At 75.6% G+C, this 9042-nt stretch carries 7 protein-coding genes and 1 pseudogene; 7 read left to right on the forward strand and 1 reads right to left on the reverse strand.

What is annotated here, in order from left to right:
* Nucleotides 1-42: 42 nt before the first annotated feature.
* On the reverse strand, nucleotides 43-777 hold the full coding sequence (locus ACFCV8_RS33935; protein ID WP_376689357.1) for a VIT1/CCC1 transporter family protein: 735 nt from the start codon (nucleotides 775-777) through the stop codon (nucleotides 43-45).
* A gap of 265 nt (nucleotides 778-1042) precedes the next feature.
* Here ACFCV8_RS33935 and ACFCV8_RS33940 point away from each other — a divergent pair.
* From ACFCV8_RS33940 to ACFCV8_RS33970, 7 genes and pseudogenes are all read left to right on the forward strand, one after another.
* Nucleotides 1043-2077: pseudogene (locus tag ACFCV8_RS33940) on the forward strand (ADP-ribosylglycohydrolase family protein); the annotation flags it as partial.
* Between the two features lie 369 nt (nucleotides 2078-2446).
* Nucleotides 2447-3625: an ADP-ribosylglycohydrolase family protein gene (locus tag ACFCV8_RS33945; RefSeq protein WP_376689364.1), complete on the forward strand. Its 1179-nt coding sequence runs from the start codon at nucleotides 2447-2449 to the stop codon at nucleotides 3623-3625.
* On the forward strand, nucleotides 3567-4754 hold the full coding sequence (locus tag ACFCV8_RS33950) for an ADP-ribosylglycohydrolase family protein (RefSeq protein ID WP_376689358.1): 1188 nt from the start codon (nucleotides 3567-3569) through the stop codon (nucleotides 4752-4754). The genes ACFCV8_RS33945 and ACFCV8_RS33950 overlap by 59 nt, the downstream gene beginning before the upstream one ends.
* A complete protein-coding gene (locus tag ACFCV8_RS33955; protein WP_376689359.1) occupies nucleotides 4751-6124 on the forward strand; it encodes an ADP-ribosylglycohydrolase family protein in 1374 nt (457 codons plus the stop codon). Before ACFCV8_RS33950 ends, ACFCV8_RS33955 begins: the two co-directional genes overlap by 4 nt.
* The gene (gene rbsK / locus ACFCV8_RS33960; protein WP_376689360.1) at nucleotides 6121-7005 is read left to right on the forward strand and encodes a ribokinase; all 885 of its coding nucleotides are present in this window, start codon (nucleotides 6121-6123) and stop codon (nucleotides 7003-7005) included. Before ACFCV8_RS33955 ends, rbsK begins: the two co-directional genes overlap by 4 nt.
* Nucleotides 7002-8201, forward strand: a complete 1200-nt coding sequence (locus tag ACFCV8_RS33965) for a CaiB/BaiF CoA transferase family protein (RefSeq protein ID WP_376689361.1) — start codon at nucleotides 7002-7004, stop codon at nucleotides 8199-8201. Before rbsK ends, ACFCV8_RS33965 begins: the two co-directional genes overlap by 4 nt.
* Nucleotides 8198-9001, forward strand: coding sequence for an HpcH/HpaI aldolase/citrate lyase family protein (locus tag ACFCV8_RS33970; protein WP_376689363.1), 804 nt, complete (start codon nucleotides 8198-8200; stop codon nucleotides 8999-9001). The genes ACFCV8_RS33965 and ACFCV8_RS33970 overlap by 4 nt, the downstream gene beginning before the upstream one ends.
* Nucleotides 9002-9042 lie beyond the last annotated feature (41 nt).

The following is a 9042-nucleotide window of genomic DNA, read 5'->3' on the forward strand; positions in this document are numbered from 1 at the left end:
CATCCACCCGGATGCGCCCGCCCGTCCCGCCGTCGGAGCCGGTCAGCCCCCGACGGCCACACCGAACAGCGTGCCCAGCCCGTAGGTGACGGCCGCCGCGGCACCGCCCAGCAGCAGCTGGCGCAGCCCGCTGTACAGCCAGCCGCGGGCGGTCACCCTGGCCACCACCGCACCGCAGGTGAACAGCCCGGCCAGCGCGAGCAGCACGGCGGGCCACAGCACGCTCGCGCCGAGCAGGTACGGCAGCACGGGCAGCAGCGCCCCCAGCGCGAACGCGCCGAACGACGACACGGCCGCCACCAGCGGCGAGGGCAGGTCGCCCGGGTCGATGCCGAGCTCCTCGCGGGCGTGTATCTCCAGGGCCTGCTCCGGGTCGCGCGAAAGCTGCCGCGCCACCTCGCGGGCCAGCTCGGGCTCGACGCCGCGGGACACGTACAGCTCGGCGAGCTCCCGCTCCTCGTCCACGGGGTGCTTGCGCAACTCCCGGCGCTCGACGTCGAGTTCGGCCTCGACCAGCTCGCGCTGGGAGGCCACGGAGGTGTACTCGCCGGCCGCCATGGAGAACGCCCCGGCGGCCAGACCCGCCAGACCGGTGATCACGATGGTCTGCTGGGAGACGGCGCCGCCCGCGACACCGGTCATCAGCGCGAGGTTGGAGACCAGGCCGTCCATGGCCCCGAACACGGCCGGCCGCAGCCAGCCGCCGTTGACGTCACGGTGGGTGTGGTTGTCGCGGTGCGCCTCGTGCAGTACGGCGTCGGTCTCGATGATGGCCACGGATCTCCCCTTCTCCGGAAGCGGGATCCACTCGCCCCACCCCTGCTCAACACCCTCGAAAGTACGCACGAAAAACGGCTCCCGCCAGCAAGGCAGGCCGTACTTACCACCCCTCTGACCAGGTAAGTACGGCCTGCCTTGCCTTTCCCTGACAGATCATCCGACTGGCTCTTTTCTCGCGGCCACCGGCCTCTGTCGGGGCTCCGCGTGGCACAGATGCGAGGAAGCCGGAGAACTGGCTCGGTGCGAGCGAAGGGTCGACGCGATGGAGTTGATCACAGAGGGTCCGAGGGAACCCCGGGCGGGCCGCACACCCCGGACGGACCTCGGCGACCGGGCGCGCGGCAGTCTCCTCGGCCTCGCGGTCGGGGACGCGCTGGGGGCGCCGGCGGAGAACATGCGCCCCTCCGAGATCCGTCGCCGCTGGGGCCGGATCGAGGGCTTCGTGAGCGACGACCCCGTCGGTACGGACGACACGGAGTACACGATCTTCTCCGGCCTGCTGCTCGCCCGGCACGGCTCCGCGCTGACCGTCACCCATGTGGAACGGGCCTGGCACCGGTGGATCGCCGACCTGGACGAAGGGCAGTTCCGGGGCGCCGGGTTCAGCGAGCGGGGCACGCTGGAGAACCTGCGCCGGGGGCTGGCCGCCCCGATCTCCGCCCAGCACCGGCACGCCTGGAGCGACGGGCTGGCGATGCGGGCGGCACCGTTCGGCGTGTTCGCGGCGGGCCGCCCGGACGAGGCGGCCCGGCTGGTCGCGGTGGACGGGCGGGTCAGCCATGACGGGGAGGGCATCTACGGCGGCCGGGCGGTGGCGGCGGGGGTCGCCGCGGCGATGGCGGGCGCCGGGGTCGCCTCGGTGATCGCCGCCGCGTTGTCGGTCGTACCGATGGACTCCTGGACGGCGCGTTCGCTGCGGCGCGCGGTGGCGGCGGCGCAGCGCTCGTACCCCGACCGGCTCACGATGGAGCGCGCGGTGCGTTCCGCGGTGGTGATCGGCGGATACCCGTGGACGGACCTGGCGCCGGAGGCGGTGGGCCTGGCCTTCGGCGCCTTCGCGGCGGCGCGCGGCGACTTCCCGGCGGCGGTGCTGACTGCGGTCAACATGGGCCGGGACGCGGACACCACGGCCGCGGTGGCGGGGGCCCTGGCCGGTGCGCTGCACGGGGTATCGGCGATCCCGCCGTCCTGGGGGGCGGCGATCGGCCCGGTCCGGGGCAGCTGCCTGCCGACCATGCGGGGCCATCACGTCCTGGACATCGCGGAGTTGCTCACCCCGGACGAGGCCGACGACGGGGCCCCGTCCTGGTGCACCGCACCGGAAGCCGCCGACGCTCCCGGCGCGGCGGACGACGGCGGCACGGGCCACGGCGGGACCGGCGCGAGTTCCGGAGAACGTACGGACGCCCGGACCGGCGTACGGACCGGAGCACGAACCGGACCCCGGACCGGCGTGCAGACCGGCGCACAGGCCGACACGCAGACCGGCGCACAGGCCGACACGCAGTCCGGCGTACGGACCGGCGCGCAGTCCGGCGAACGAAGCAACGCGCAGACCGGCGCACGGGCCGTTCTTGACGCGCCTTCCGCTCCTGCCACGCCCGCCACTTCCGCCTCTCCCGCACCCCGGCCGCATCCCCGGCCCGTCTCCGGGCTCCGCTCCCGGATCGAGGGGCTGCTGCTCGGGCTCGCCGCCGGGGACGCCGCGGGCTGGCCCGCCGCCCGGCACCGGGCGGCCCGGATGCCCGAGTGGACCCGGCGGCTCACCCGGGAACTCGACACCTTCGCCGAGCAGAACGCCACCACCACGCTGCCCGTCCCGATCGCCCTCAACCAGCCGCCCGAACCCCTGCGCCTGGGCCCCTCCGACGACGCCGAATGGGCGGCCTTCGCCGCCGGGACCGTACTCGCCTCGACGGCCGGACCGCTGCACGGCCTCGCCCCCGGCCACCGGCTGCGGGCCGCCATCGACACCGCCTGGAACGCGCTGGCGGCCGAGGTCGCGGCGGCCGCCGCCCGCGCGCCCGAGGTCGAGTCCGCGGTGCTCCCGCTGCGCGCCCGGATCTCGGTACGGGCCGGGCTCGGCAACCTCGCCGCCGGACTGCGCCCGCCCGCCACCGGCCACGACAACCCGCACTACTTCGACGACGCGGCCTGCGTACGGGCCGCCGTCCTCGCCGTCGCCCACCCGGGCGACCCCGAAGCCGCCGCCGGCCTCGCCGAGTTCGACGCGCGCTACACCCAGGACGGCGACGGGGTGCACGGCGCCCGCGCGACGGCGGCGGCCGTCGCCGCGGCGCTCGGCGGCGCCGACGTGGACACCGCGGTCAACGCCGCGCTCGCCCAGCTCCCCGAGGGCACCGAGATCGCGCGCAACGCCGCCCACGCCGTCCGGATCGCCCGCGACTTCGTCGGCGAGGCGGCGGGCGCCTTCGCCCTCGTCCCCGTGCTGGAGCACCAGATCGTCGACCATGTCTACAGCTACGGGATCGCCGCCGCCGAGACCGTCCCGGTCGCCCTCGCCCTGGCCACCGCGGCCCGTGGCCACATCGCGCAGGCCGTGCCCGCGGCGGCCTGCCTGTCCCGGGTGGCCGACTCCGCGCCCGCCCTGGCCGGCGCGCTGACCGGTGCGCTCGGCGGGATCGGGGCCGTACCGGACGGCTGGCGCGAGGCCTGCCGCACCCTCGCGGGCTGCGCGCTGCCCCGGCTCGCCGGGACCGATCTCATCGAACTCGCCGGGCTGCTCGCAGACCGGGAACCGGACCCCACGGGTGGACAATTCGGACATGACATCCACGATGCCCCTGCGGCCCGAGGCCGGACCCACGACACCCGCACTCGATGAACGGATCACCGGCGCGCTCCTCGGCGCGGCCGTCGGCGACGCGCTCGGCGGCCCGGTGGAGGGCCGGTCCCCCGAGCAGATCGTGGCCCGCCACGGCGGGCGGATCGAGGGCATCGTGGGCCCCTGGGACGGTGAGAACTGGCGTACCGCCCGCCCCATCGCCCCGTACCACAAGGGCGACGGGCACGTCACCGACGACACCCTGATGACCCATGCGCTGGTACGGGTCTACGGCACCGTGCGCGACCATCTCGACGCCTACGCGGTCGCCCGTCATCTGGTGCCCGAGCTGATCTCCCGCCCCCGCTGGATCCCGGAGCTGGAGGCCGAGGCGCTGCCGCTCCAGCGGATCTTCCTCGCCGAGAAGTGGATCGTCGCCCGGCTGCACTACGGCCACGCCGACCCGCGCGAGGCGGGCAACGGAAACATCGTCAACTGCGGTGCGGCGATGTACATGGCACCGGTCGGACTGGTCAACGCCGCCCATCCGCAGGCCGCGTACGCCGAGGCGCTGGACGTCGCCGGGGCCCACCAGTCGAGCTACGGCCGGGAGGCGGCCGGGGTCTTCGCGGCGGCGGTCGCCGCCGCCTGCGCCCCGGGCGCGACCCCCACCGGCATCGTCGACACCTGTCTGTCGCTCGCCAAGGACGGCACCCGGTCGGCGATCGAAGCGGTGTGCGAAGCCGCTTCGGGGCACCACGACTTCGAGTCGGCGCTGGTCCCGCTGCGCACCGCTGTCGCCCCCTTCGACTCGGTCGGCCCCGACTACCGCGCCCCGTCCCTCGGCGCCCGCAGGCCCTCCCGGCTGCACGCGATCGAGGAACTGCCGATCGCGCTCGGCATGCTGCTCGTCGCCGACGGCGACTACCGGCACACGGTGCTCGGCTCGGTCAACTACGGCCGGGACTGCGACTCGATCGCCACGATGGGCGGAGCCCTCGCGGGTGCGCTCGGCGGCGAACGGGCGGTCCCCGCCGACTGGGCCGGGACCGTCGCCGAGGCCAGCCGTCTCGACCTGCACGCCCCCGCGCGGACCCTGGCCCGGGTCGCCCGCGAGGTGTTCGCCCGCGACACCGCCCGCCGCCGCCACCACGAGGCCGCCTTCGCCGCGCTGGCGGCCGCCCGATGACCGTACGGGTGACCTGGGTGCAGCCGGAGGACCTGGTCGGGCACGAACTGCGCCAGGCCGCCGAGGACGGCCGGGACGCCCGGGCCGTCGCACGCCGGTGGTACGAGGCGGGCGGCGCCCCCGCCCCCGAGCGCGCGGGCGCCTCCCCCGCCCCGGCCCCGGAGCTGCGCGCGCTGGCCGAGCGGCTGCTCGACGAACTCGCCCTGCTGGAGTCCCCCTCGGGCCAGGACGAGCCGACGGACCTGGCCGCGATCCGGGCCGCCTGCCCCGACTGGCCCGCGCCCCGCCGCGACGCGCGGCCGGTCGCCGAGGAGCGGCTGCACGCCGCCTGGCTGGGCCGGGCGGCGGGCTGTCTGCTCGGCAAGCCCGTCGAGAAGCTGCCGCTGGACGGCATCCGCGCGCTGGCCCGCGCCACCGGCAACTGGCCGCTGACCACCTGGTTCACCGCCCGCGGACTGCCCGCCCCGCTGGCCGCCGCCCACCCCTTCAACCGCCGCTCCGCGCCCTGCTCGCTGGCCGAGAACATCGACGGCATGCCGGAGGACGACGATCTCGACCACCCGCTGCTGACCCTGTTGCTGCTCCGGCGGCACGGCCCGTCCTTCACCACCGGCGACCTCGCCCGGCTCTGGCTCGACGAGCTGCCCGCCGGTCGGACCTTCACCGCCGAGCGGATCGCGTACCGCAATCTGCTGGACGGCATCGAGCCCCCGCACACCGCCCGGTACCGCAATCCGTTCCGGGAGTGGATCGGCGCGCAGATCCGGGCCGACGTGCACGGCTGGACCCACCCCGGCGACCCCGCGTCCGCCGCCGAGCAGGCCCACCGGGACGCCGTGCTCAGCCACACCGCCAACGGGGTGTACGGGGCGATGTTCACCGCCGCCGCGCTCGCCGAGGCGGCCGGGGGCGCGAGCGACGTACACGGCTGCCTGGCCGCCGGACTGCGGGTCGTGCCCCCGCGCTCACGTTTCGCGCGCGCGGTCCGCACCGGGATCGCGACGGCCCGCGCCCACGCCTCCTTCGACACGGTGGCCGACCGGCTGCACACCAAGTACGGCGGGTACCACTGGGTACATGTGGTGCCCAACGCCGCGCTGCTCGCCGCCGCCCTCACCCACGCCGACGGAGACTTCTCGCACTCCATCTGCCGTGCCGTGGAGGGCGGTTGGGACACCGATTCGAACGGGGCGACCGCCGGTTCGCTGGCCGGGCTGCTGGCCGGGACGCCCGCGCTGCTGCCGGACCGCTGGACCGCCCCGCTGAAGAACCGGCTCGCCACCTCCGTGCCCGGCTTCGACGGCGTCGGCTTCGACGAGCTCGCCCGGCAGACCCACCGGCTCACCCTCGAGGAGACACTGTGCCCATGACCGGCATCGCGGTGCTCGGCAGCACCAATATGGACCTGGTCGCCTACACCGAACGGGCCCCGCGGCTCGGCGAGACCGTCACCGGCCGGGAGTTCCGTACCGTGCCCGGCGGCAAGGGCGCCAACCAGGCCGTGGCCGCGGCCCGCGCGGGCGGCGACGTCCTGATGATCGGCGCGGTCGGCGACGACCCGTACGGCGACCTGCTGCGGGCCGGTCTGGAGCGCTCGGGCGTCGACACCGGCCTCCTGCACACCGTCGAGGGCCCCAGCGGCACCGCGCACATCGTGGTCGACGGCACGGGCGCCAACGCGATCGTGGTGATCCCGGGGGCCAACGGCACCGTCACCGCGCTCGGCCCCGGCGAGATGGCCGCCATCGCCGGCGCCGAGCTGCTCCTCCTCCAGCTTGAGCTTCCGCTGTCCGCCGTGATCGAGGGCGCCCGCACCGCCCACGCCCAGGGCGTACGGACCATCCTCACCCCCTCCCCGGTACAGCCGCTCCCACCCGAACTCCTCGACTGCGTGGACCTGTTGGTACCCAACGAGCACGAGGCGGCCGAGCTGTCCGGCTTCACGGACCCCCGGGCGGCGGCGCAGCACCTGCTCGGCCGGGTCCCCGCCGTCGTCATCACCCTGGGCGCGCGGGGCTGCCTGTACGCGGCCCGGGGCACCGACCCCGTCCGCTTCCCCGCCCCCGAGGTGACCGCCGTCGACACCACCGGGGCGGGCGACACCTTCGTCGGCACCCTCGCCGTGGCGCTCGCCGAGCGACGGCCCGTACCGAAGGCGCTGGCCTGGGCGGCGTCGGCCGCCGCGCTCTGCGTGCAGCGGCCCGGCGCCTCGGCCTCCATGCCGTACCGCACCGAGATCGAGGCCGCATGACCACGCCCGCGCAGGCACCGCTGACCGGGCTGCGGGTCGTCGACCTCGCCACGCTCTTCGCCGGTCCCCTCTCCGCCACCCTGCTCGGCGACTTCGGCGCCGAGGTCGTCAAGGTCGAGCATCCGCGCCGCCCCGACCCCTCGCGCGGGCATGGGCCGACGAAGAACGGCGTCGGCCTGTGGTGGAAGCTGCTGGGTCGCAACAAGCGCACCATGACCCTCGACCTCTCCGCCCCCGAAGGCCGGGAGGTCCTGCTCGCACTGGCCGCCCGGACCGATGTGATCATCGAGAACTTCCGTCCCGGGACGCTGGAGCGCTGGGGCCTGGGCTGGGAGGAGCTGCACGCGGTCAACCCCCGGCTGGTCCTGGTCAGGGTCACCGGCTTCGGCCAGTTCGGCCCGTACGCGCACCGCCCCGGCTTCGGCACCCTGGCCGAGGCGATGAGCGGCTTCGCCGCGCTCACCGGGGAGCCGGACGGGCCGCCCACACTGCCGCCCTTCGGGCTCGCCGACTCGATCGCCGCGCTGGCCACCGCGTACGCCGTGATGGCCGCGCTCGCGGGGCGCGAGCGGACCGGTCGGGGGCAGATCGTCGACATGGCGATCATCGAGCCGATCCTGACCGTGCTGGGCCCGCAGCCCCTCTGGTACGACCAGCTCGGTTACGTACAGCCGCGCACCGGCAACCGCTCCCAGAACAACGCCCCGCGCAATACGTACCGCACCTCGGACGGGCACTGGGTCGCGGTCTCCGCCTCCGCGCAGTCGGTCGCCGAACGGGTGATGCGCCTGGTCGGCCGGGCGGAGCTGATCGACGAGCCCTGGTTCGCCTCCGGCACCACGCGCGCCGAGCACGCCGACGAGCTCGACGAGGCGGTCGGGCACTGGATCGCCCGGCACACCCGCGAGGAGGCGGTCTCGGCCTTCGAGAAGGCGGAGGCCGCCATCGCCCCGATCCACGGCATCCAGGACGTGATGGAGGACCCGCAGTACCGGGCGCTGGACTCGGTGACCGAGATCGACGACCCGGAGCTGGGCCCGCTGCGGATGCAGAACGTGCTCTTCCGGCTCTCGGCGACCCCGGGCTCGATCCGCTGGGCGGGCAGGCCGCACGGCGCGGACACCGACGAGATCCTCACCGGGCTGGGGCTGGCGGCCCCGGAGATCGCCGCGCTCCGCTCGGCGGGCGTCCTGTGACCGCGACGGTCCCGCTCACCTGGCTGTACGTGCCCGGGGACCGGCCGGAGGTGGTGTGCAAGGCCCGCGAATCGGGGGCGGACGTGGTGATCGTGGACCTGGAGGACGCGGTCGCGCCGGACCGCAAGGAGTACGCCCGTGCGGCCACCGTCGAGCTGCTCTCCGACCCGGCCGGGCGGGGCGCCGCGCCGATCCACGTCCGTGTCCACACCGAGACGGACGTCCTCGCGCTGGCCGGGCTGCCGGGGCTCGCCGGACTCCGGCTGCCCAAGATCACGCACGCGGCGTCCGTCCACCACATCGCGGCCGTGGCGCCCGGGGTCGCGCTCTGTCCGCTGCTGGAGTCGGCGCTCGGCATCGAGCACGCCTACTCCGTCGCCGCCGCCCACCCCCAGGTCCGGTCCGTCGCGCTCGGCGAGGCCGACCTCCGCGCGGACCTGGGGGTACGGGACGACGCAGGGCTCGACTGGTCGCGCAGCCGGGTGGTGGTGGCCGCCCGCGCGGCCGGGCTGGCCCCGCCCGCCCAGTCGGTGTTCCCGGACGTCCGGGACCTGGACGGGCTGTGGGAGTCCTGCGCACACGGCCGGGCGCTGGGTTTCCTCGGGCGGGCGGCGATCCATCCCCGCCAGCTCCCGGTGATCGAGCGGGCCTTCCGCCCGACGCCGCGGGAGATCGAGGCGGCGGCGGAGATCGTGGCGGCCGCCGAGGCGGACGGGGGCGCGCTGGCACTGCCGGACGGGCGGTTCGTCGACGCGGCGGTGGTGGCCTCGGCCCGCAGGACACTGGCGCTGGCCGGCTGAACGCGAGAACGCGTGGGGCCCAGGACCGGCCGGTCCTGGGC

Source organism: Streptomyces sp. NPDC056347, assembly GCF_042262625.1.
Lineage (GTDB): Bacteria > Actinomycetota > Actinomycetes > Streptomycetales > Streptomycetaceae > Streptomyces.

Coding starts and splice junctions, on each gene's coding strand:
- ACFCV8_RS33965 (WP_376689361.1), top strand. CDS start 7,002: ATGACCACGCCCGCGCAGGCACCGCTGACCGGGCTGCGGGTCGTCGAC.
- ACFCV8_RS33955 (WP_376689359.1), top strand. CDS start 4,751: ATGACCGTACGGGTGACCTGGGTGCAGCCGGAGGACCTGGTCGGGCAC.
- ACFCV8_RS33950 (WP_376689358.1), top strand. CDS start 3,567: ATGACATCCACGATGCCCCTGCGGCCCGAGGCCGGACCCACGACACCC.
- rbsK (WP_376689360.1), top strand. CDS start 6,121: ATGACCGGCATCGCGGTGCTCGGCAGCACCAATATGGACCTGGTCGCC.